Genomic DNA, 21,817 nt, shown 5'->3' on the forward strand with positions numbered 1-21,817 from the left:
CCCATGACCACTGCCACAGCGCCCGCCGTGGACAGCGAGCAGACCGAGCGGACCGCGCCGCCCCGCGGCCGGTCCGCCTCGGAAGTGGGCCGTCCGGGCTTCGCCTGGGCGGCACCCGCCGCCGTCTTCTTCGGGCTCTTCGCGATCGTCCCGCTCGCCCTGGTCGTCGTGCTGTCCTTCGCCGGCTGGGACGGCCTCGGCCCGCCGAGGTTCGTCGGCCTCGACAACTGGAAGAAGCTCCTCGACGACCCCGTGATGCTGGAGAGCCTCTGGCTGAGCGTGCTGCTCACCGGACTCGGCGTGCTCGTCCAGACCCCGATCGCCCTTCTGCTCGGCGTCTGGGCGGCGGGCCACCAGCGCAACCGGGCCGTGCTGTCCGCCGTCTACTTCGTCCCGCTGCTGCTGTCGGTCACCGCCGTGTCGGTGCTCTGGCGAGCCGTGCTCGACCCCAACTTCGGTGTGCCGTCGCAGGCGAGGTGGCTGTTCGGCGACGGCAACCTGCTCGGCACGCAGGCCGGCGCCATCGGGGTGCTGGCGTTCGTCGGCGCCTGGCAGTTCACGCCGCTGCACACGCTCATCTACCAGGGGGCCGCCCGCGCGATACCCAAGGTCCTCTACCAGGCCGCCGAGATCGACGGCGCCGGCCGGTACCGCCGGTTTTTCCACATCACCCTGCCGCAGCTGCGCAACAGCATCATCACCTCGACGATCCTGATGGTGGTGGGCGGACTGACGACCTTCGACACCGTGCTCATCCTCACCCAGGGCGGCCCCGGCACGGACACCACGATCAGCGCGTACTACATGTACCAAAAGGCCTTCAAGAGCTTCGACTTCGGGGCGGGCGCCGCGGTGGCGCTGCTGCTCGTCCTCGTCGCCACCGTCATCTCCCTCGTCCTGGTCCGGCTGTCCGGATACGACAGGATGCGCAGCACCATGGAGGGCCTGTGATGCGGACCCGCCCGAACGTCCTCGCCGGATTCGGCTCGCTGGTCTGGCTCTTCCTGGTCGGCCTCCCGCTGTACGTGATGCTGATCGCCACGTTCCAGAGCCGGGCCGACTACGCGGCGAACGGCCCGCTCGCCTTCCCCGAGCGCTTCACCCTCGACAACTACGTCAACGACCTCAATGAGGGCTTCGGGCAGTACTTCCTCAACACGGTGATCGTCACCGTGTCGGTGGTGGGCATCGTCCTGCTCCTCGTCCCGCCGCTGTCGTACGCGATCGTCAGGAGCCGGGGCCGGACCACCACCGCCGTCTTCCGGCTGTTCCTGCTCGGCCTCGCCATCCCTTCGCAGGCCGTCATCGTCCCCATGTTCTACGTCATCAGCCAGGCCGGGCTCTACGACAACCTCATCGGCGTCATCTTGCCGACCGCGGCCTTCGCGATGCCAGTCTGCGCGCTGATCCTCACCGGTGTCATGCGTGACATCACACCGGATCTGTACGAGGCGATGGCCATCGACGGCGCCTCGTCCCGGCGCATCTTCCTCCAGCTGGTGGTCCCGCTCTCCCGGAGCGGACTGTCGACGGTCGTCGTCTTCTCCGCGCTCCAGGCGTGGAACGGCTTCCTCTTCCCCCTCGTCCTGACCCAGTCCGCGGAGACCAAGGTCATCACCATGGGGCTCTACGACTTCCAGACCGAGCACGGGGTCGACATCCCCGGACTGCTCGCCGCCGTGGTCCTGTCCATGCTGCCCATCCTGCTCGTCTACCTGTTCGCCCGTCGCGCCCTGGTCCAGGGGCTGATGGGAGTCGGAGGAAAGTGACCGCCAACACCGACCACGCCCACGTCCGGACCGGCCACGGGACCCCGCGCTGGCGGGACACCTCCCTGGACGCCGGGACCCGCGCCGACGCCCTCATCGCGGAGATGACCCTGCGGGAGAAGATCGCACAGCTCTTCGGCGTCTGGGTCGGCGCGTCCGACGAAGGCGGCGAAGTCGCCCCCCACCAGCACGACATGGAAGAGGCGGTGGACCTGGAGGAGCTGCTGCCGTACGGCCTCGGCCAACTGACCCGGCCCTTCGGCACCGCCCCGGTCGACCCGGCGCTCGGGGCCCTCTCGCTGATGCGGACACAGCGGACGATCGCGGCGGCGAATCGTTTCGGCATTCCGGCCCTCGCCCACGAGGAATGCCTGGCGGGCTTCGCCGCCTGGGGCGCCACCGCCTACCCCGTACCCCTGTCGTGGGGTGCCACCTTCGACCCCGCGCTGATCCGGGAGATGGCCGCCGCCATCGGCCGCGACATGCGCGCGGTCGGCGTCCACCAGGGCCTCGCGCCGGTCCTCGACGTCGTGCGCGACGCGCGGTGGGGCCGGGTGGAGGAGACCATCGGCGAGGACCCGTATCTCGTCGGCACCGTCGCCACCGCCTACGTCCAGGGGCTGGAGTCCGCGGGCATCGTCGCGACCCTGAAGCATTTCGCCGGCTACTCCGCCTCCCGCGCGGGCCGGAACCTCGCCCCGGTCGGCATGGGCGCGCGCGAGCGAGCCGACGTCATCCTGCCGCCGTTCGAGATGGCGGTGCGGGAGAGCGGCGTCCGCTCGGTCATGCACGCCTACACCGACACCGACGGCATCCCCTCCGCGGCCGACGAACGGCTGTTGACGGGTCTGCTCAGGGACGCCTGGGGCTTCACCGGCACCGTCGTCGCCGACTACTTCGGCATCGCCTTCCTCAAGACGCTGCACGGGGTGGCCGGCACGTTCGGCGAGGCGGCGGGCGCGGCCCTCGCGGCCGGCGTGGACGTGGAGCTGCCGACGGTCAAGGCGTTCGGCGATCCGCTGCTGGACGCCGTGACCGGCGGGAGGGTGCCGGAGGCACTGGTGGACCGCGCGGTGCGGCGGGTCCTGGTCCAGAAGGCCGAGCTCGGACTGCTCGACCCCGACTGGAGCCCGCGGCCGCCCGCGCTGATCGGTCCGGGCCCGTACCGCCGCGAGGTACCCGGGGCGCACGGCACACCCGGCACGCCCGCCCCGGACGGCGGTGCGGTCCCGGGCCCGGACACGGCCCCCGACGACGGCGCGGAACGCGGCTCGGTGCACCTGGACCCCGACGCCAACCGTGCCCTGGCCCGGCGCGTCGCCGAACGGGCGGTCGTCCTCCTCCACAACGACGGCACGCTGCCCCTCTCCCCGGCCCACGCCCCCGGCCGGACCGCCGCGCCGGCCAGGATCGCGCTGATCGGCCCCAACGCCGAGTCCCCCACGGCCGTCCTGGGCTGCTACGCCTTCCCGGTCCATGTCGGGGGGAAGCATCCCGGGGTCCCGCTCGGCATCGAACTCCCCACCCTGCGCGAGGCGCTGGCCGCGGAGTTCCCGGACAGCGAGATCGTGGTCGCGGCGGGCGCGACCGTCGACGGCACCGGCACCGACGGCTTCGCGGAGGCCGCGGCGGCGGCCCGTGACGCGGACGTCGTGGTGGCCGCGCTCGGCGACCGCGCCGGGCTCTTCGGCCGCGGCACCAGCGGCGAGGGCTGCGACGCCGAGTCGCTGGCCCTGCCCGGTGTCCAGCAGCAGTTGCTCGACCTGCTCCTCGCCACCGGTACGCCCGTCGTGGTGACGCTGCTGGCCGGACGGCCCTACGCGCTCGGCCGGGCGGCCACCGGGTCCGCCGCCGTCGTCCAGTCCTTCTTCCCCGGTGAGGAGGGCACGACGGCCATCGCCTCGGTGCTCAGCGGCCGGGTGGCACCGTCCGGACGGCTCCCGGTGAGCGTTCCGCGCCACCCCGGGGCGCAGCCCTCCACCTATCTCGCGGCCCGCCTCGGGCACTCCAGCGAGGTGTCCAGCATCGACCCGACACCGGCGTTCGGCTTCGGGCACGGCCTGACGTACACCACATTCGAGTGGAGCGGCCTCGCCGCCGACGGCCACGAGGCCGCCACGGACGGCGAGTTCGGGCTGGAGTTCACCGTCCGCAACACCGGGCCCCGCGAGGGCACCGAGCTGGTCCAGCTGTATCTGCACGATCCGGTCGCCTCGGTGGTGCAGCCCGTCCAGCGGCTGATCGGCTACGCACGGCTGGAGCTCGAGCCCGGGCAGGCGGTACGGGTCCGCGCCACGGTACCCGCGGACCTGGCTTCGTTCACCGGCCGCGACGGCCGCCGCATCGTCGAACCGGGCGAGCTGGAGCTGCGGTTCTCCGCGTCCAGCACGGAGCCGCGGCTCGTCGCGCGGGTCACGCTCACCGGTCCCGTACGCGAGGTGGACCACCGGCGCGAACTGCACACCGCGTTCCGCACGGAGCCCGCACCGGCGCGGTGAACCGGGCCGTGCGCATCCGGCCCGGCGGTTCCGGCCGGGCGCGCACGGCGCCGGACCGTCCGGCAGGTCCGGTGGCGCCCGGCGAACGGGCGGCGCGGGGCCGCCCCGCGCAGCGGCGTCGGGTGCCGGCGCCGCGCGCACCGGCCCGCCCCACGGCGCGGGGCGGGCCTGCGGCGTCCGGCGACGCCGCGCCGTCAGGCGGGCTCAGGGGGCCGAGCGGCGCATTCCGGCCGGCGCGAGTGCCCGGTCCAGCGGCTCCGTGCGGGAGGCCGGAACCAGGTCCCACCACCAGGAGATCGACGGGATGTCGAGCGGATCGGTGCTGTCGTCCGTCGGCACGTCGGAGAAGGACGACGACAGGGCGGCCGGGTCGTCCGGGGTGGTGTAGCGCAGGGAGCTGACGCTCCAGTCCTGGGTCGCCCTGATGAAGGCGGACAGCGCGCCCACGTACTGCCGGACCTGGGGGCTGCCCTCGTCCTCCAGCTTCGCGCGCAGGCTCAGGAACAGGCACATCACCCGGTCGCGCTGGGCTATCGCCCGGGTCAGCGCCTGGTCCGGGCTCAGCCCGTACTCGTGCTCGAGGACCCGGATGACGTTGAGGTAGTAGTTCGTACCCCTGCTCTCCTTGTGGTGGGAGTAGATGTCGTTGTCCCACGTGGTGATGAACGAGGTCATCTCGGCGGCGGCGCGCACGGCCTTGCTGTCGCGCTCGTGCGGCTGGAGCTCGTAGCCGTACCCCATCTCCAGGAAAGGCTGCACCACGGACGTCGCGCCGTCGTACAGCCGCATCAGCGCGTAGTCGCTCAGGCCGGGAATCCGGCCCGCGGCCCGGTGCTCGGCCTCCCACACCACGGCGAAGAAGTACTCGCGCAGGGTGTCCACCCAGCGCCCGGCCTGCAGGGCGGTTCCCCAGCGGGAGACCCGCAGCGTCAGGTCCCGCAGGCTCTCGGCGATGGGGTCGTCGGTGAGCAGCGGAGCCTCCGGGTTCTGCGCGATGCGCAGCAGCCGGTGGAGGGCGGCGGCGAGTTCGCCCGGCCTGATGCCCAGGCTGCCCTCCTCGCAGTAGCCGTCGTCCACCCCGAAGAGCCAGATGACGAAGTCGGAGAGGAGGGAGACGACCTCCTCCCGGCCTTCGGGGAGGATGCGGGAGGCGAACACGCCGATGTCCTGTGTGACGAGGCGACTTCGCCACTCCGGCGATCCGATGTCGTACGTGTCCGCCCAGGCCGCGGTCCTGGCGTCGATGGCGGCGTGGTTGGGGTGCACGGCGGGCGGGATGGGAGCGTAGATGGGGGGAACTGCCAGGGCAGGCCTCACTCTTGAGTCCCTTTCAGTTGTCGGCGCGCGCGGTCACTCTGGGGGGATGTACAGTCCATGGCCGGAACTGCACACAGAGTGATCAACTACTAAGGCTCATAGTAGGGTGCGGATCTCGCCACTCCAAGAGGCCCTTGACGGCTGTGCGACGACGGGGGCCGTGGTCCGGGCCCGGCCTCCCCCGTCCCCATCGGGCGGCCGGCGCCCCCGGCGCTCCCCGCGGCTCCGTCCTGAGTCCCCGGCGCGCCGACCGGCCCGGGACGCCCCGAAGTGGAGACGCCCCGGGCCGGCAGCGCCGGCCTTCTGCCGGCCCGGGGCGTGTTCCTCCGGCCGGTGGCGCGTTCCCGGCCACCGGGACGGATCGGATTCCCTACGGCCGCGGCCCCTTGGGGCGGGATCCGGCCGGATCCCGGGCGGCCCGGCCCGCACCCCCGGCCGTCCCGGCGGCCCCCGGTCCGCCCAGGACGCCGGCCTCGGCGCCCGGCTGGGAGATGTGGGCGTTGCGCTCGTCGGCCCAGCCCTGCAGGGCGGTCATGCACGCGTGGTCCAGGTGGCGCACCCCGGAGATGTCGAGCTCCACATGACGCTGCGGCAGCGCCTCCAGGGTGTCCAGGATGCGGGGCAGCCGCAGGAACGTGGCGTTGCCGGTGAGCCGGACCCTTACCGGCCCGATGCCGCTGTCGGACACGGAGATGTGGACGTGGGACATGGCCCAGGCGGTCTTGACGACGGCCAGCAGCAGGCCGATGAGCACGCCTTCGAACATGTTCGTCGTCACGATCGCCGCGGCCGTGACCACCAGGATGACCGCCTCGCCGCGGTGGTCCCGCCACAGCGGCCCGATCTCCTTGACCGGGATCAGCTTCCACCCCGCGTGGATGAGGACACCGGCGAGCGCGGCGGTCGGGACGTAGGACAGCGCCTGCGGCACGAAGGCCGCGAAGAGCAGCAGCCATACGCCGTGCAGCACCCGCGAGAGCTTGGTGCGCGCCCCGGCCTGGACGTTCGCGGAGCTGCGCACGATCACGGCGGTCATCGGCAGGGAGCCGAGCAGACCGCAGACGGTGTTCCCGGCGCCCTGAGCCATCAGCTCCTTGTCGTAGTCGGTGCGGCGGCCCGAGTGCAGCCGGTCGACGGCATTCGCGCTGAACAGGCTCTCGGCCGAGGCGATCAGCGCGAACGCCACGACCGTCGCCGCGAGCCCGACGTCGGCGAGGCGTGCCGCGTCGGACAGCCCGGGCGGCTGGATCGCGTGCAGCAGACCCGTGACCTCGACCCGGGCGATGGGCAGGTCGAACAGGGCGGTCAGGGCGGTCGCGATGCCCACGGCGACGAGCGCCCCGGGCACCACCCGCGCCCGTCCCGAGACGCGCGGCCACACGGCGATGAGGCGTGCCGTGCCCACGCCCACCGCCAGGGCCAGCAGGGCGTTCTGCGAGGTGACGGTGGCGAGGACGAGCCGCGGCAGTCCCGCGAGGTCGGCCAGGCCGCCGCCCGGCGCCTTGGCGTCGGCCAGGGCGTAGAGCTGACCGGCGATCAGGACCAGGCCGATGCCGGCGAGCATGCCCTGCACGACGGCCAGGGAGATCGCGCGGAACCAGCGGCCGAGCCGCAGGGCGCCGAGCACGAGCTGGATCACCCCGGCACCGAGCACGATCACGCCGAGCGCGGGCAGCCCGTACTCGGACACGGCTGTGAAGACGAGGACGGTCAGCCCCGCCGCGGGGCCGCTGACCTGGAGGCTGCTGCCGGGCAGCAGCCCGGTGACCAGACCGCCGACGATGCCGGTGATGAGGCCGAGTTCGGCCGGGACGCCGGAGGCGACGGCCACGCCCACGCACAGCGGCAGGGCGACGAGGAAGACGACGAGGGAGGCGGTGACATCGGCGCGGAGGTTGCGCCGGAGCTTCGAAGTGATCAGGGGCATGGCGTTCTTTCGGGAGTTGAGGAAGGAACGTCGTGGGCATCCGGGCCGGAGCGGCCGGCAGCGCGGGGAGTGCGGCCGCCGGCGCCCGCGGCCGGGGTGCAGGCCCCGATCACAGGGGCTGGAAGGTGCGTCCGTCCGGTGCGCAGGCCAGGACCTCACCCGACTCGACCGTGTAGAACCAGGCGTGCAGCCGCAGCCGGCCCGAGTCCAGCCGCCGGGCGACACACGGGTAGGTCCGCAGATGGTCCAGCTGGGTGAGCACGTGCCGCATCACCGCGGGCGTCAGGTCCTCGTCGGCCGGCGCCGCCGGTGCGGGCGCGCCGGCGCCGGTGCGGTGCCCGGCCCGGGTGAGCCAGCGCCGTACCAGCGGCATGCTCCGGACGTCCTGCTCCCGCAGCAGGCCCTGGACGGCGCCGCAGTGCGAGTGTCCGCACACGACGACGTCGGGGACCTCCAGGGCCTCCAGCGCGAACTCCAGACTGCCCCCGACCGCGCAGGCCGCCTGCGGCTGCCAGGGGGGAACGATGTTCCCGGCGGTGCGCACCTCGAAGACGTCGCCGGGCCGGGCGCCGGTGATCAGGGAGGGGATCACCCGGGAGTCGGAACAGGTGATGAACAGCGCCTGGGGCCGCTGCCCCCGCGCGAGCGCCGCGTAGGCGTCCTGCTGGCCGGCGATCCGCGCGGGGAACTGCCGGGCGTGCTCGATGAGCGACTGCATGGTCGTACCTCGGTCTCTTCGATACGGAACGGGTCTGCTTCGTCGAAGAGGGGTGCGCCACGCCGGACCTGACGCCCGGTGAGGGGGCGTCGGCCGGCACCGGGACCCGTCCCGGGGCGCGCCGGGGCGTGCCCGGGCGGCTGGGGGAGGGTGTCCGGCGGCGCACCTGCCGGTCAGCAGCGGAACGACTGCAGGGTGCTCAGGGTCGGCGCCGGTGCGGCGCCCGGACTGCTGCTGTGTCTCGCGGTGCCGGCCGACGTGCCGGGCGGCGGGTCCGTCGTCTCGTCGGGGGCGCCGCCGCCGTGGCCGGTGTTGCCGTAGCCCGGGCCGGCGGGGGCCTGGGTGCCGAGCGGGGTGAGCCGCGAGGGATGGTTGCGCGGGTCGTACTCGTCGTGGTGGAGCCCGGCGCCGTCGGCGCGGACGACCACGACCGCGGTGTGGGGGTTGCGGTTCTCGGTGGAGACGACGGCCGCCTCGGCCCGGGGCGGGTCAGGGGTGGTGCACAGCGGAGTCACCACGTGCAGCAGCACCGCGCAGATCAGCAGAATGCCCGCTGACACACGTGAGATCACTGCCGGACTCCTTGGATGTCAGTGCCGCGCCGGGCCGAACATTACCGTTCCTTTGCCTCATTTTCCGGTTGATTCTTGCGGATTGTGCAGTATGTGGTGTTGTCAGCCTGGTTGGTCATGTGTTCGGCCGCCACCGGTGGGCGTCCGTTCGCGGTACGGCAAACGCCCTCCCGCCCTGGTCCTGAGGGGGCGTGACCGCCGCCCCGGGGGGCCTGACGCGGACCCGGCATGGACAAGGCGCGGGTTTCTGCGATGATGTCCGCCGTAACAGGCGACGGCGGAACGAGGAAGCCGGTGAGAATCCGGCGCGGTCCCGCCACTGTGATCGGCGAGCGGACCCCGAACGGACCACTGCCCGGATGCGGGTGGGAAGGCCGGGGCGAGCGGTGACCCGAGAGCCAGGAGACTCACGCGGTCGCCTCCTCGAGCTGACTGGGGCGGATTTCCCCAGAGGGGAGGGCTTGTCGTCGTGCCCAGGAGGCCATTGGACACCGGTCCGGTGCCGTGCCGGATCGTGGTGTGCCGGGACTGCTGCTGCGGCAGTCCCAAGGTGACCGGAGTCGATCACGCGCGGCAGACCGCGCGTCTCGCCGAGCAGGCGCCGGTGCGGATCTCCGACTGTCTGGACGTGTGCGACCAGGCGAACGTCATCGTCGTACAGCCCTCTGCCGAGGGGCGCGCCGCGGGCGGACGTCCGGCGTGGTTCGGTCTGGTGAACGACCAGGCCGCGACCGAGGACGTGGCCGCGTGGGTACGGGCCGGCGGCCCGGGCCTCGCCGAGATGCCGGAGATCCTCGGGCTGTACGCCTTCACCCCGCCGCGGCGCGTCCGTTCCGGGCCGCTCCGGGACGCCGGCTGAGCCGGCTGCCCCTGCGGCGCACGACCGCTCCTGACGGACGTACGGCCGCATCCGGCGCACGTACGCCCGCTTCCGACTGACGCTCCACCACTTCCGTCGACCGTACCGACCGTTCCTCCGGAGCGGCGCCCGGAATCCCGTCCCGGCTGTCCTGCCCGATGCGCGCACGGGCCGCCCGGACCCGGACGTCCTCCGGCTCCTTCGCGGTGAGAGGACCCACCTCATGAAGGGCATACGCCCGACGCTTCTGCTGTCCGCTCTGATCTCGGCCGTGCTGGTGTCCGGCTGCGGGGCCCCTGGTGTCCGGGAGGGGGCCGCCCCGGCGGGTGGTGCCGCCGAGGGTTTCCCGGTCACGGTGTCGAACTGCGGTGTGAAGACGACGTATCAGCGTCCGCCGCGGCGGGCCGTGTCGCTGAACCAGCATGCGACGGAGGTGATGCTGGCGCTGGGTCTGGAGAAGTCGATGGTCGGTACGGGCTATCTCGACGACCGGATCCTGCCGGAGTACCAGGCGTCCTACGGCCGGATCAATGTGCTGGCGGAGGAGTACCCGTCGTTCGAGGATCTGCTGGCGGCCGAACCGGACTTCGTCTACGGGGGGTTCGCGAGCACGTTCGACGAGAAGGAGGGGCGCAGCCGGGCCGCGTTGGCGAAGGCGGGGATCGACTCGTATCTGAACGTCGAGGAGTGTCCGGCCGGTCCGGTGACGATGGCCACGATGGACGAGGAGATCCGTACCGTGGCGAAGGTGTTCGGTGTGCGGGACCGTGCCGAGCGGGAGTTGGAGCGGCTGCACGGCACGCTGGACCGGGTCGGGGGCAGGGTTTCGGGTGTGAAGCCGGTCAGGGTCTTCGTGTACGACAGTGGCGACAAGACGGCTTTCACGGCGGGTGGGGCCGGGGTCGGCAATGAGATGATCAAGCGGGCGGGCGGGGTGAACCTCTTCGCGGATCTGGACAAGTCGTTCGGTGATGTGTCGTTCGAGCAGGTGGCGGAGCGTGCGCCCGAGGTGGTCGTGATCTACGACTACGGGGATCAGCCGGTCGAGGAGAAGAAGCGGTTCCTGCTGGCGAATCCGGCGCTGAAGGACGTTCCCGCGATCAGGAACAAGCGGTTCGCGGTGCTGCCGTTGTCGTCGACGGTCCTGGGGGTGCGGGTGCCGGCCGGCGTCGAGTCCCTGGCCCGCCAGCTGCACCCGGAACGCTTCAAGTGACCGGCACGACGGACACCGGCACCGGATCGAAGGGCGCGGGCGCGACGGGCTCCGGTGCCGCTTCCAAGGACGGGGGCACGGGCGCGGACGCCGCGGGCACGAGCGGACCGGGCGGCGGCTTGCCCGCCGGCGGCAGGGCGACGGCGGACGCCGGCCCCGCGAACGGCCCGGCGGCCGGGAGGCAGGGCCGGCGTGCGCCGATCCCCTATCCGGTCGTTTTCGCCGTACTGGGAGCGTTGGTCGTCGTCACGGCGACCTTCGGCATCGCCGTGGGCTCCATCCGCGTCCCGGCCGGGCAGGTGTGGGGCATCCTGCTGCACCGGGTGCATCCCGCGCTGGCGGACCCGGACTGGACGAGGGTCCGCGAGACGATCGTGATGGACGTACGGCTGCCCCGGGTGCTGCTCGCCGCGGTGGTCGGCGCGGGCCTGGCGGTCTGCGGGACGGCGCTGCAGGCACTCGTGCGCAATCCGCTGGCGGACCCGATGCTGCTCGGGGTCTCGTCGGGCGCTTCGGTGGGCGCGGTGGCGGTCGTCGTCCTCAACGTGAGCCTGTTCGGGGTGTTCTCGCTGCCCGTGGCGGCGTTCCTCGGCGCGCTGGCCGCACTCGTGGCCGTGTACTTCCTGGCGCGGTCCGGCGGGCGGATGACCACGGTACGGCTGGTACTGGCCGGGGTGGCCACGGCCGAAGTGCTGTCGGCGGTCGCCAGTTTCCTGGTCGTCACCTCGAACGACCCGCACAAGACGCAGTCGGCGCTGCGCTGGATGCTCGGGGGCCTGGCGGGCACCACCTGGGCGAGCGTGTGGATTCCCGTCGGGGCCGTCCTGCTCGGCACGGCGGTGCTGCTCGGCGTGTGCCGTTCGCTGAATCTGCTGCTCGCGGGGGAGGAGGCGGCCGTGGCGCTGGGCCTCGACGTGCACCGGTTCCGGGGCGCGCTGTTCACCCTGGTCGCCCTGATGATCGGCACGATCGTCGCGGTGAGCGGGCAGATCGGCTTCGTCGGCCTGATCATGCCGCACGTGGTGCGGCTCCTGGTGGGCGCCGACCACCGGCGCGCGCTGCCCGCCGCCGCCCTGCTCGGCGCGGCCTTCCTCATCGCCGCCGATCTGGCCGCCCGTACCCTCATGAGTCCCGAGGAGATACCCGTGGGCATCCTCACAGCCCTGGTCGGCGGCCCGTTCTTCCTCTGGCTGATGCGCCGGAGGACGGCATGACGGGCACCGGAGCCGTGGGCTCGCCCGGAAGTCTGACCGTGGCGGACGTCTCGGTGGTCGTGGACGGCAGGACCCTGGTGGAGGGGGTGTCGCTGACCGCGGCCCCCGGCGAGGTCGTGGGCCTCGCGGGGCCGAACGGGGCGGGGAAGTCGACCCTGTTGCGGACGGTCTACCGTGCGCTGCGCCCCACTTCGGGGCGGGTGCTGCTGGACGGTGAGGACGTCCGGCGGATGCCGGGCAAGCGGTTGGCGCGCCGCTTGGCGGCCGTTCTGCAGGAGGCTCCGGGGGACTTCGAGCTCTCGGTGTACGACGTGGTGGCCATGGGCCGTACTCCGCACAAGCGGGCGTTCGAGGGGGACTCGGCGGACGATCGCGCCGTCGTCATGGGCGCGCTGGCCGAACTCGGCGCGGGCGGGCTGGCCGGTGCGCCGTTCGGCCGGTTGTCGGGCGGGGAGAAGCAGCGGGTGCTGATCGCCCGGGCCCTGGCGCAGCGTGCCGGGACGATGGTGCTGGACGAGCCGACCAACCATCTGGACCTGAGGCACCAGCTGGACGCGCTCCGCCTGGTCCGGCGGCTGGGTGTGACCGCCGTCGTCGCCCTCCACGACCTCAACCTGGCCGCGGCGTTCTGCGACCGGATCTGCGTGATGGCCGGCGGCCGCCTCGTCGCACTGGGGACGCCGCGGGAGGTCCTGACCCCCGCGCTCCTCGCCGAGGTCTACCGCGTGGAGGCCGACGTCGCCGAACACCCCCGGACCGGCGTTCCCCACGTCACACTTCTCACCGGCTCCGAACGGCCGCACGGGCCGTGGGGGAGTCCGGCGTGAGGTGTACCGGGCCGGACGGTGCCGTGGCTGCGACCACCGCCCGGCCCGGAGTCCGGCGGTCCCGGTCAGCCCTCCGGGTGCAGCAGCCCGCGCTCGTAGGCCCTGACGAGGTGCTGCGGGACGCGGTGGGCGACGCCGTCCAGCGTGACGGTCACCAGCCGGGGCGCGGCGGCCTTCCACTGGGCGCGTCGATGGCGGGTGTTGCTGCGGGACGTCTTCCGCTTGGGAACGGCCATGGCGGTCCTCCTGGACAGGGGTGACGGAGGGGAGGGGAACGGCCGCTCGCGCTACATGAAAATGGATCCCATTACTAAATGGGCTCCGGGAGACTCCGGCCGTGCTCCGGGGCGGGCTCAGCCGTCCACCGGCAGTCCGCGCGGTTCCTTGATCCGCTTCATGATGATCTGGGAATTGACCTCGGTGACACCGGAAAGCGCCGTCAGCTTCTCGATCCACAGTCGTTCGTATGCGCGAAGATCGCTCACCGCGATGCGCAGCAGGCACCCCGGGCTGCCGAAGAGCCGGTACGCCTCGACGACGTCCGGGATGTCATGGAGGGCCGCCTCGAAGGACTCGACCACCTCGCGGTCGCGCGCCACCTCGATGGAGACCAGCACCTCGAAGCCGCGGTCGACCGCGTCCGGGTCGATCACCGCCCGGTAGCCCTGGATCACGCCGTCCTGCTCCAGCTGCCGGACGCGGCGCATGCAGGGGGACGGGGTGAGGCCGACGCGCTGCGCCAGCTCCTGGTTGCTCAGCCGGCCGTCGTCCTGAAGCTCACGCAAGATTGCCCTGTCGATATCGTCCACGACGCAATTATCCACCCTCGTGTCCGCGGTTGTGGGGCTGAAGTGGCGATCAAATTGCGCGCTACAACTTCTATGATTGCGGCGACTGCTCCGGCCACCCCCCGGAGTCAGCCATGGGGCGCTGCCCGGCCGGAGCCATGAGCGAGGCCGGGCCGCGTGCCCCGTCGGACCAGCCGCCTCACTGCGGCACGACACGGCACGAAGGAGGAGCGGGACCGTGGGACGCATCGTCGTCATCAGCACCGGAGGGACCATAGCCAGCCGCTGGCAGGGTTCCGGTTTCGCCGCCGACGCGAACGGCGGCGAGGTCATGGCCACCGCCCCGCTGCCGGAGGGGGTCAGTGTCGAGATCGTCGACCTCTTCAGCGTGAACAGCCCCCGGCTCACCACCCGCCACCAGCTGACCCTGCTCCGCACGGTCCACGAGGTGCTCGCGGACCCCGGCGTCGACGGCATCGTCGTCACCCACGGCACGGACACCCTCGAGGAGTCCGCCTTCCTCGTCGACCTCCACCACGACGACCCGCGCCCGGTGGTCTTCACCGGCGCGCAGCTCCCGCTCGGGGCGACGGACGGCGACGGGCCCGGCAACCTCCACGACGCGCTGCTGACCGCCGCGACGACCCGCGGACTGGGCGTCGTGATCGCCTTCGACGGGAAGGTCCATCCGGCCCGCGGCACGGTCAAGACACAGACCCTCGCGCCCGACGCATTCGCCGACCCTTCCGGCGCCCGCCTGGGGAACATCGGCTTCGGCCGGGTCTCCGTCCTGCGCCGGACGCTGCGCTCCGCCGCGCTTCCGCTGCCCGCCGCACCGGAGACGGCTCCCCGCGTCGACATGATCATGCATCACTGCGACGCCGACGCCCTGCTGTTCAACGCCGCGCTGGACGCCGGGGCGCAGGGCGTCGTCCTGGTGGCGACCGGTGCCGGGAACGCGACCCCGGAGATCGCCGAGGCGGTCGCCGCCGCCGCCTCCCGCGGTGTGCTCGTCGCCCTGACCACGCGGGTCCAGGCCGGCCCGGTCACCGAGATCTACACGCACGGCGGCGCCGTCGACCTCGTGGCAGCGGGCGCCGTGCCGACCGGAACGCTCCGCGCCGGGCAGGCCCGGATCGCGGTGCTGAGCGCGCTGCTCGCCACCACCGACCCGCGGGAGCGGGACAGGGTGCTGCGTCACGTACTCGGCGAAGCGGCGGCCGGCATCGAGGCCAGGCCGGCGGACCTGGCCCGGGTCTAGTGACGCGTCAGGCGACGTTCGCCGGGCAGACCCTGCCTGACGCGGCACCAGGCACCGTCCGAGGACCCCGCCCCGGCGCCCGCCGCCCATCACCTCCGCGCAGCCATCCGACACGAAAGTCCACAGCGCCATGACCACGCACGTCCAGGCCCACTCCGGCGAATCGCACGACGGGGATCCCGGCGCGTTCCGCCGCGAGCACGATCTGCTCGGCGACCGCGACGTCCCCGAGGACGCCTACTACGGCATCCACACCCTTCGGGCCGTCGAGAACTTCCCCATCACCGGCACCGCCGTCTCGGCCTACCCCGACCTCGTGACCGCCCTCGCCTCCGTGAAGCAGGCCGCGGCACTCGCCAACCGTGAACTCGGGCTCCTGGACGCCGTGAAGGCGGACGCGATCGTCGCCGCCTGCGAGGAGATACGGGCCGGGAAGCTCCACCGTGAGTTCGTCGTCGACGTGATCCAGGGCGGCGCCGGCACCTCCACCAACATGAACGCCAACGAGGTCGTCGCCAACCGGGCCCTGGAACTCCTCGGCCACCGCAAGGGCGAGTACACCCGGCTGCACCCGCTGGAGGACGTCAACGCGGGTCAGAGCACCAACGACGTCTACCCCACCGCCGTGAAGATCGCCCTCGACCTCGCGGCCCAGCGGCTGCTGGACGCCATGGAGGTGCTGCGCGCGGCCTTCGCGGCGAAGGCGGAGGAGTTCGCGGACGTCCTCAAGATGGGCCGTACGCAGCTCCAGGACGCGGTCCCCATGACCCTGGGCCAGGAGTTCGCGACGTACGCCGTCATGCTCGGCGAGGACCACAAGCGCCTCACCGAGGCCCGTGAGCTCATCCGGGAGATCAACCTCGGCGGTACGGCGATCGGCACCGGGCTCAACGCCCACCCCCGGTACGCGGCGCTCGCCACCCGGAACCTGCGGGCCGTCACCGGCCTGCCGCTGACCGTCGCCGAGGACCTCGTCGAGGCTACCCAGGACGCCGGCGCGTTCGTCCAGCTGTCCGGCGTCCTCAAGCGGATCGCCGTCAAACTCTCCAAGACCTGCAACGATCTGCGGCTGCTCTCCTGCGGGCCGCGTGCCGGCTTCGCCGAGATCAACCTGCCGCCGGTACAGGCCGGTTCGAGCATCATGCCCGGCAAGGTGAACCCCGTCGTCCCCGAGGTCGTCAACCAGATCGCCTTCGAGGTCATCGGCAACGACATGGCCGTCACCATGGCCGCCGAGGCGGGACAGCTCCAGCTGAACGCCTTCGAACCGGTGATCGCCCACAGCCTGCTCAAGAGCCTGACCCATCTGCGCGCCGGGTGTCTCACACTCGCCGAGCGCTGTGTCACCGGCATCACCGCCAACCGCGACCACCTCGCGGCCCTCGTCACCCGCTCCATCGGCCTGGCGACCGCGCTCAACCCGCACATCGGCTACGAACATGCCACCGCCGTCGCCCGGGAGGCGCTGAGCACCGGGGCCGGCGTGCACGAACTCGTCCTCGCCAAGGGACTGCTGACGGAAGAACAGCTCCGGCGCATCCTGCTCCCGGACAACCTGGCGCGGCCGCACGGCCGTCAGCCGGTCCGGGACGCCAGCTCCTGAAGCCGCTCCAGGCGGGCCCGTGACTCCTCGTCGGCGGGACGTACGTGACCATCCGGGGACCGGTGTCCGGGCCCAGCCACAGATCCGTGTGGTCGAGCGTCAGCAGGCCGACTCGGGCGTCGCGGATCTGCTTGCGTTTGCTGCGCGCGGACACCACCTCGTGGCGGTCCCACGCTTCGCGGAACTCGGGGGACGCCGACGGCAGCCGCGTCAGCACCACCTTCCACGCCGGCTCGGCCAGGTGCCCGGCCATGGAGGCGCGGAACTTCGCGGCCATGGTCCGGGCGGTCTCCTCCAGGTCCACGGCGGAGGCGCGCCACTGCTCGTTCGTGTAGATGAGCGGCATGCAGTTGCGGTCCTCCCGCGGCACGTCGTCCAGATCGCACAGCAGCCGGCCGTAGGTGCGGTTGAACGCGCAGATGTCGTACCGGCTGTTCCGGATGCAGGCCGGGTACGGCTCCAGCTGCTCCGGCGTTCCGCGCAGCGCGGGCGTGAGGGACGGGCGCGGTGTGCGCGGCGACGGATCGACCGCGCCGGCGGGGTTGAGCAGGTGCGTCCGCTCGCTCGTGTCGAGCAGCAGTGTGCGGGCGAGGGCGTCGAGCACCTGTACCGAGACCTGGATGTCCCGGGCCTGCTCCGGCAAGGAGTACCCGGTGACGCCCACGGCCGAGAGCTGGGCGACCTCCTCGCGGCGCAGCCCGGGCGTCCTCCTGCGGCGGCCCCGCTCCAGAGCGACCCGCTCCGGGCTGATGCGCTCGCGCCGGCTGCGCACGAACGCGGCCAGTTCGTGCCGCCGGAGCTCGGACTCACCCGCGGCGGCGGCCCGCTCGGCCGCTGCGGCCGTACGCCCACCGGCGCCACCCGCAGGGGCCGTGCCCTCACCGGTGGCACGCGCTGCGGCCGTACGCTCACCGGCCGGTGATGCCGTCCCGCGCACGGCCCCGGCCGGGGCGCGGCTGGCTCCCCGGGACCCGGTGCCGGGGGTACGGGGACGCTGCGGGGGACGGGCCGGTCCCGCTGCGGCACGCGCGTCGTGACCGCGGGGTCGTCCAGGGGCGGGCTTCGCCCTCATCGCGCTGACCGTACTGCTCAGCCTCCGGCTGCCCAAGGCGGTCGGACAGACCGGGGCACCGGCGGGCGGAGGAGCCTGTCACGGCCGGGGCTTGGGCCAGGGGCCGCGGGGGCGGTGCCGGGACCCGAGGCCCCGGGCCCGGGTCAGTCGCCTCGCCAGATGTTGTCGAAAGCGGCCTGCTCGACGGCCCGCCGCTGCCGGATGGCCTCCAGCTGTGTCAGGGCGTCGAGTACGGCCGCGAGCACGGTGTCCACGTCGTCGGACACGCCCGGGGAGTCGGCGCCGGGACCATCCCGGACGTCCCCGTTCCCGCCCTCGCCCGCGGCTTCCTGGCCCGTACCGTCCTGCTCGTCGGCAGCGTCGGCAGCGCCGGCGGCGTCGCCGCGGATCCCGAGGGCCGACGCGAGGGCGGCCAGGACCGGCTCGTCCGAGGCGAGGCGTTCCGCCGCCGCGCGACGGACCGGCGAATCGGCCGGTGCGTCGCGGCCGGTGCGGAAGGACAGCCCGCGGCGGCGTTTCCGGCCGAACAGGCCCTCCGACTCGAGCTCGGCCAGATACGCCGCCGAAAGGCCGCGGCCCCTGCGCCAGAGCCAGTCGCCGACGAGCTCGTACGGCGTCTCGCGGACGAGCGACGACACGGCCTGGTCCAGCAGCGGGTCGCCGGTGGCAGGGCCGGGACGGGGCACGATGCGGTCGCCGTCGAGGGCCAGGGCCTCCGCGGCGAGCAGGTCGACGGCCTCCGCTCCCGCGAGCGCCAGCGACAGATCGCCCTGCTCGACGGGGCGGCTCGGCGCCGCGTCGAGCGCGATGATCATCAGGTCCCGTGCAGTGGTCATGGATCACGTCCGCCTCGAGAGGATGCCGGGTGGCCGGCCGGGCCGGTGCCGTCGCCACCGGTGGGCGACGGGCGGTCGGCCGATCCCCGGGGGTGGCTGGGTCGGCGCATCTCCGAGCTGCGGCCGGTCAGCCGGTGGTCAGCACCATGCGGAAGCGGGCGCTGCCGGACAGCATCTTCTCGTACGCCTCGTCCGCCCGGTCCAGCGGCAGCGTCTCGATCGTCGGGCGGATCCCGTGCAGGGCGCTGAACTCCATCGTGTCCTGCACGTCCTGGGCCGTGCCGGACGGGTGGCCGCGGACGACCCGGCCGCTCATCAGCAGCTGGACCGGATTGATCCCCAGAGGTTCGGGATCGGCACCGATGACCACCAGTTCGCCGCGCGGCGCCAGTCCGTCGACGGTGGCAGTGATGGCCGCGGAGTTGGAGGCAGTGGCGAGGACGGCCTTGGCGCCTCCGAGGGACTGCAGGGCCTCGGCCACGGTCGTGCCCGCCGTGCTGTCGATGTAGTGGTGGGCGCCGAGCTGCTTGGAGAGGTCGGCCTTGTCGGCGCCGCGGGCGATGGCCACCGTCTCGAAGCCCATCGCGACCGCGTACCTCACCGCGAGGTGGCCGAGACCGCCGATGCCGAGCACGGCGACCAGGTCTCCCGACCGGGCGGAACTGCGCCGCAGCCCGTTGTACGTGGTCACTCCCGCGCAGGCCATCGGCCCCGCGTCGGCCGCCGTCAGCGAGTCCGGGATCCGGGCCAGGGCGTCGACCGGTGCGATCACGTACTCCGCGAACCCTCCGTCGTATGCCCAGCCGGGCACCTTGAGGTTCTCGCACACGATGAAGTCGCCCTGCCGGCAAGGGGTGCAGTGGCCGCAGCTGCCGCCGAACCAGCCGACGGCAACCCGGTCGCCGGCCTGCCAGCCCCACTCCTCGATGCCCTCTCCCAGCGCGTCGACGCGGCCGGCGATCTCATGGCCGGGCACTTCCGGGAACGTGACGCCGGGCAACGCGGCCGACACGAAGAAGGCGTCACTGTGGCAGACGCCGCAGGCTTCCACGGCGATCCGCACATGACGAGGGGCCGGCTGCGGCACCTCACGCTCGACGATTTCGAACGGACCGCCGGCGGCGGCGACCTGCGCGACTCGATACGTACTCATCCGGATCTCTCCCAGGACAGGCTCGGACGGCCCCCGCAATCCAGCACACCAGTTCTGGCCCGATCCCGCGCGCCGAGCCGGGGCGGGGACCGGGGGCCGGGCCTCCGCGGGCACTCGGGTCGCTCCGGTCGCCCGGCTTGCCTCCCGCCCGGCACCCACGAGGCCGCCCGGTCGCCCGTGGTCTCTCCGGTCACCCGGGCCGCTCAGGGCTCTCCGGTCTCCGCGGCCGACCGCGCCCGCCGGTGCTCGCTCGCCGGCGGTGCCGTCAGATGGTCGAGGGTGCAGGTGAGGACGAGCAACCGCTCAAGGAAGGAGGGCCGGCGGTCGAGGTGGAGCCGGGTGCCGGTCTCGCCGGCGCGCCGGTGGATCATCAGCAGGGCGGACAGACCCATGGAGTCGCAGAGCGTCAGCCGGCCGAAGTCGAGGTGGAGATCGGTGGGCGCGGGCCGCCGGGCGAGAAGACGCTCCGCGCCGCTCGTCAGTTCACCGGCCGACTGGTGGTCCAGCGCACCCGACACGAGGAGCCGGAAGGTCCGCGGACCGGTCGCCCTGGCGGTGAGGGCGAAAGGGAGTTGGGGGAGGGAGGTCATGCGGTGGCTTTCCGGGGCCTTGGCGCGGTCAGGAGGACTTCTCGAAGGTGTCGGCGTCGTCGGGGCCGCACCGGGCGGTCGGTGCGGCCATGGGGCGAGTACCCGCGCGGACATGCTTCTCGGCTCAGCGTTCCGTAGCGGGGCTTTCCCGTGCAACCGCCGTCATACGTCGTACATCAGGCTGAATACGGCTGGAGCCTGAATACGGCTGGAGCCTGAATGCGGCGGGCTTTGTTCACGCAGGAGCGTGCGGTGCGAGGGGCAGCAGTACCCGGATCGCCTTTCCCTCGCGCAGCGGGGCGATGTGGACGCGCGTGGCGAGGCGCTGGACGAGTGGCCAGCCGTAGCCGCCCACGGGGAACGCCTGCCCGTCCGGGCGGAGGCGCACGGTGGGTGCGGCGGGACTGCGGTCCCGCACCGTGATTACCAGCCCTTCGGCGGTCACCCGTGCCGTGAAGCCGGTGACGCCGCCACCGTGCCGGATCGCGTTGGTCACCAGCTCAGAGGTGACCAGGAGGGCGTCCGTCAGCATCACTGCCGGAGGCCGGTGTTGGGGCGCGCCCCGGAAATGGTCCTCCAGCAGCCGCTCGACCCGGTCGCGGGCGGCGGCCGCGCTCGTCGGCACCGACGGCGACGAAGGCTGGTGCTGCGCCCCGGTCATTTCGCCTGACAGCATGTTCACCCCCGCGCAATTCTCGTTCCGCGAACGCCGCTTACCCAGAAGGATGCCTTCTTCACCCACCCGCCGAAGGGTGATCGCGTGGTGTGGTCGGCCTCGGGCCGTTCCCCGAGGCCGGGTTGCCTGTCCGCCGGGCGCCGTGCCGCCCCGAACGGAACGGCGCGGCCCCTGGCCCGGGGACGCGCCGCTCCCGGCCGTCGGCCGTACGAACGGCCCGCGGGGAGGCGCCGACCCCGCGGTGTGCGGATCTCACGGGTGGAGCGTCGCCGAGCGCTGCGGCGGGACCCGCCTGCCGGGCACCGCTGCCTTCCGCTGCGAGACCGGAGCGACGTCGGGAACGCGCGGAGGGGCGGCCACCAGTTCCCGGAGCAGCGCACGGCCGGCCAGCATGGCCTGTCGCAGGCTCTCCACGTCGGCGTTGCCCGCGGCGGCCTGTTCGGCTGCCGCGTGCAGCCCCGGGGCCGCCTCGGCGTGGCCGGGGAAGAGCGCCTTCAGGGCGTGCGCCCGGACTTCGGGCGAGGCGGTCGGGAGTCCGCGCGCCGTGGCCACCGTGTCCAGCAGATCACGGGCCCCGGCGGTCGCCTCGCCGGGCGACTCCACGAACCGGCCGGAGATCACGGCCCATTGGGCGAGGTACTGCTCGGCCTCGCTCCGGCTCATGGGCTTCAGCCGCGGCCGGGCGAGCCGGCGACGGAAGCGCCCGGGGTGTGTGCGCCGCACGGGCCGTGCCATGACGAGTGCGAGGATCATGGCGGCGGCCACCCCGAGGATGGCAAGCGCACTGATCGACATGACTTCCTCCTCTACGGTGGACGTTCGTCCTTACGGTGGACCTTCGTCGATTTCGTCTCTCTCGGTGATTGTGTGCTACTGAGCGTTACCGTCGTCGCTTCGGGTAAACCTCCGCTCCACGAAGGGTGT

Annotated in this window: 20 protein-coding genes, 1 pseudogene and 1 riboswitch; of the genes and pseudogenes, 9 read left to right on the forward strand and 12 right to left on the reverse strand. The window is 72.8% G+C overall.

Going from position 1 to position 21,817, the window contains the following annotated elements; all coding sequences use genetic code 11:
- The first annotated feature begins 3 nt into the window (after positions 1-3).
- From BLT82_RS01990 to BLT82_RS02000, 3 genes are read left to right on the forward strand one after another with little or no spacing between them, the layout of a single operon-like run.
- Positions 4-951: a carbohydrate ABC transporter permease gene (locus tag BLT82_RS01990; RefSeq protein WP_093652008.1), complete on the forward strand. Its 948-nt coding sequence runs from the start codon at positions 4-6 to the stop codon at positions 949-951.
- Positions 951-1,769: a carbohydrate ABC transporter permease gene (locus BLT82_RS01995; RefSeq protein ID WP_093652009.1), complete on the forward strand. Its 819-nt coding sequence runs from the start codon at positions 951-953 to the stop codon at positions 1,767-1,769. Before BLT82_RS01990 ends, BLT82_RS01995 begins: the two co-directional genes overlap by 1 nt.
- On the forward strand, positions 1,766-4,267 hold the full coding sequence (locus BLT82_RS02000; RefSeq protein ID WP_404202589.1) for a beta-xylosidase/alpha-l-arabinosidase: 2,502 nt from the start codon (positions 1,766-1,768) through the stop codon (positions 4,265-4,267). Before BLT82_RS01995 ends, BLT82_RS02000 begins: the two co-directional genes overlap by 4 nt.
- A gap of 204 nt (positions 4,268-4,471) precedes the next feature.
- Here the strand turns inward: BLT82_RS02000 and BLT82_RS02005 are convergent, their stop codons facing one another.
- From BLT82_RS02005 to BLT82_RS02020, 4 genes are all read right to left on the reverse strand, one after another.
- Positions 4,472-5,584, reverse strand: a complete 1,113-nt coding sequence (locus BLT82_RS02005) for a selina-4(15),7(11)-diene synthase (protein WP_167745935.1) — start codon at positions 5,582-5,584, stop codon at positions 4,472-4,474.
- A 370-nt stretch (positions 5,585-5,954) separates the two neighbouring features.
- A complete protein-coding gene (locus BLT82_RS02010) occupies positions 5,955-7,511 on the reverse strand; it encodes a SulP family inorganic anion transporter (RefSeq protein ID WP_093652010.1) in 1,557 nt (518 codons plus the stop codon).
- A 109-nt stretch (positions 7,512-7,620) separates the two neighbouring features.
- Positions 7,621-8,229 carry a carbonic anhydrase gene (locus BLT82_RS02015; RefSeq protein WP_093652011.1) on the reverse strand — a complete coding sequence of 203 codons (609 nt, stop codon included), beginning with the start codon at positions 8,227-8,229 and terminating at the stop codon, positions 7,621-7,623.
- Positions 8,230-8,402: 173 nt separating this feature from the next.
- The gene (locus BLT82_RS02020) at positions 8,403-8,801 is read right to left on the reverse strand and encodes a hypothetical protein (RefSeq protein WP_244291780.1); all 399 of its coding nucleotides are present in this window, start codon (positions 8,799-8,801) and stop codon (positions 8,403-8,405) included.
- Between the two features lie 242 nt (positions 8,802-9,043).
- Positions 9,044-9,226: riboswitch (cobalamin riboswitch) on the forward strand.
- 44 nt (positions 9,227-9,270) lie between these two features.
- Here BLT82_RS02020 and BLT82_RS02025 point away from each other — a divergent pair.
- The 4 genes from BLT82_RS02025 (at position 9,271) to BLT82_RS02040 (ending at position 12,914) form a co-directional block, all read left to right on the forward strand.
- The gene (locus BLT82_RS02025; protein WP_093652012.1) at positions 9,271-9,660 is read left to right on the forward strand and encodes a hypothetical protein; all 390 of its coding nucleotides are present in this window, start codon (positions 9,271-9,273) and stop codon (positions 9,658-9,660) included.
- 223 nt (positions 9,661-9,883) lie between these two features.
- The gene (locus tag BLT82_RS02030) at positions 9,884-10,873 is read left to right on the forward strand and encodes an ABC transporter substrate-binding protein (RefSeq protein WP_093652013.1); all 990 of its coding nucleotides are present in this window, start codon (positions 9,884-9,886) and stop codon (positions 10,871-10,873) included.
- A gap of 200 nt (positions 10,874-11,073) precedes the next feature.
- Positions 11,074-12,087: a FecCD family ABC transporter permease gene (locus BLT82_RS02035; RefSeq protein ID WP_093652221.1), complete on the forward strand. Its 1,014-nt coding sequence runs from the start codon at positions 11,074-11,076 to the stop codon at positions 12,085-12,087.
- Entirely contained in the window at positions 12,084-12,914 is an 831-nt protein-coding gene (locus BLT82_RS02040; RefSeq protein WP_093652014.1) for an ABC transporter ATP-binding protein, read from the forward strand. The genes BLT82_RS02035 and BLT82_RS02040 overlap by 4 nt, the downstream gene beginning before the upstream one ends.
- A gap of 65 nt (positions 12,915-12,979) precedes the next feature.
- Here the strand turns inward: BLT82_RS02040 and rpmF are convergent, their stop codons facing one another.
- Both rpmF and BLT82_RS02050 read right to left on the reverse strand, forming a co-directional pair.
- Positions 12,980-13,150 (reverse strand): 50S ribosomal protein L32, encoded by a 171-nt coding sequence (gene rpmF / locus BLT82_RS02045; RefSeq protein WP_093652015.1) that lies wholly within the window; start codon positions 13,148-13,150, stop codon positions 12,980-12,982.
- A gap of 117 nt (positions 13,151-13,267) precedes the next feature.
- A complete protein-coding gene (locus BLT82_RS02050) occupies positions 13,268-13,723 on the reverse strand; it encodes an Lrp/AsnC family transcriptional regulator (RefSeq protein ID WP_093652016.1) in 456 nt (151 codons plus the stop codon).
- A gap of 217 nt (positions 13,724-13,940) precedes the next feature.
- Here BLT82_RS02050 and BLT82_RS02055 point away from each other — a divergent pair, with 217 nt between their 5' ends.
- Together BLT82_RS02055 and aspA are read left to right on the forward strand one after the other, a co-directional pair.
- The gene (locus BLT82_RS02055) at positions 13,941-14,963 is read left to right on the forward strand and encodes an asparaginase (protein ID WP_093652017.1); all 1,023 of its coding nucleotides are present in this window, start codon (positions 13,941-13,943) and stop codon (positions 14,961-14,963) included.
- A 130-nt stretch (positions 14,964-15,093) separates the two neighbouring features.
- Positions 15,094-16,566: an aspartate ammonia-lyase gene (gene aspA, locus BLT82_RS02060; RefSeq protein WP_093652018.1), complete on the forward strand. Its 1,473-nt coding sequence runs from the start codon at positions 15,094-15,096 to the stop codon at positions 16,564-16,566.
- Here the strand turns inward: aspA and BLT82_RS02065 are convergent.
- The 6 genes and pseudogenes from BLT82_RS02065 to BLT82_RS02090 form a co-directional block, all read right to left on the reverse strand.
- Positions 16,539-17,503, reverse strand: a pseudogene (locus tag BLT82_RS02065) (MmyB family transcriptional regulator). The gene aspA and the pseudogene BLT82_RS02065 sit on opposite strands and share 28 nt — an antisense overlap.
- Before the next feature lie 278 nt (positions 17,504-17,781).
- Entirely contained in the window at positions 17,782-18,474 is a 693-nt protein-coding gene (locus BLT82_RS02070) for a GOLPH3/VPS74 family protein (protein ID WP_093652019.1), read from the reverse strand.
- Positions 18,475-18,601: 127 nt separating this feature from the next.
- Complete coding sequence (locus BLT82_RS02075; protein ID WP_093652020.1) at positions 18,602-19,627, reverse strand: alcohol dehydrogenase; 1,026 nt, start codon at positions 19,625-19,627, stop codon at positions 18,602-18,604.
- A gap of 203 nt (positions 19,628-19,830) precedes the next feature.
- Complete coding sequence (locus tag BLT82_RS02080) at positions 19,831-20,217, reverse strand: STAS domain-containing protein (RefSeq protein WP_093652021.1); 387 nt, start codon at positions 20,215-20,217, stop codon at positions 19,831-19,833.
- A 235-nt stretch (positions 20,218-20,452) separates the two neighbouring features.
- Positions 20,453-20,893, reverse strand: coding sequence for an ATP-binding protein (locus BLT82_RS02085; RefSeq protein ID WP_244291781.1), 441 nt, complete (start codon positions 20,891-20,893; stop codon positions 20,453-20,455).
- 252 nt (positions 20,894-21,145) lie between these two features.
- Positions 21,146-21,688 (reverse strand): hypothetical protein, encoded by a 543-nt coding sequence (locus tag BLT82_RS02090; protein WP_093652023.1) that lies wholly within the window; start codon positions 21,686-21,688, stop codon positions 21,146-21,148.
- Positions 21,689-21,817: the final 129 nt, after the last annotated feature.

It is taken from the genome of Streptomyces wuyuanensis (assembly GCF_900103455.1).
GTDB lineage: Bacteria > Actinomycetota > Actinomycetes > Streptomycetales > Streptomycetaceae > Streptomyces > Streptomyces wuyuanensis.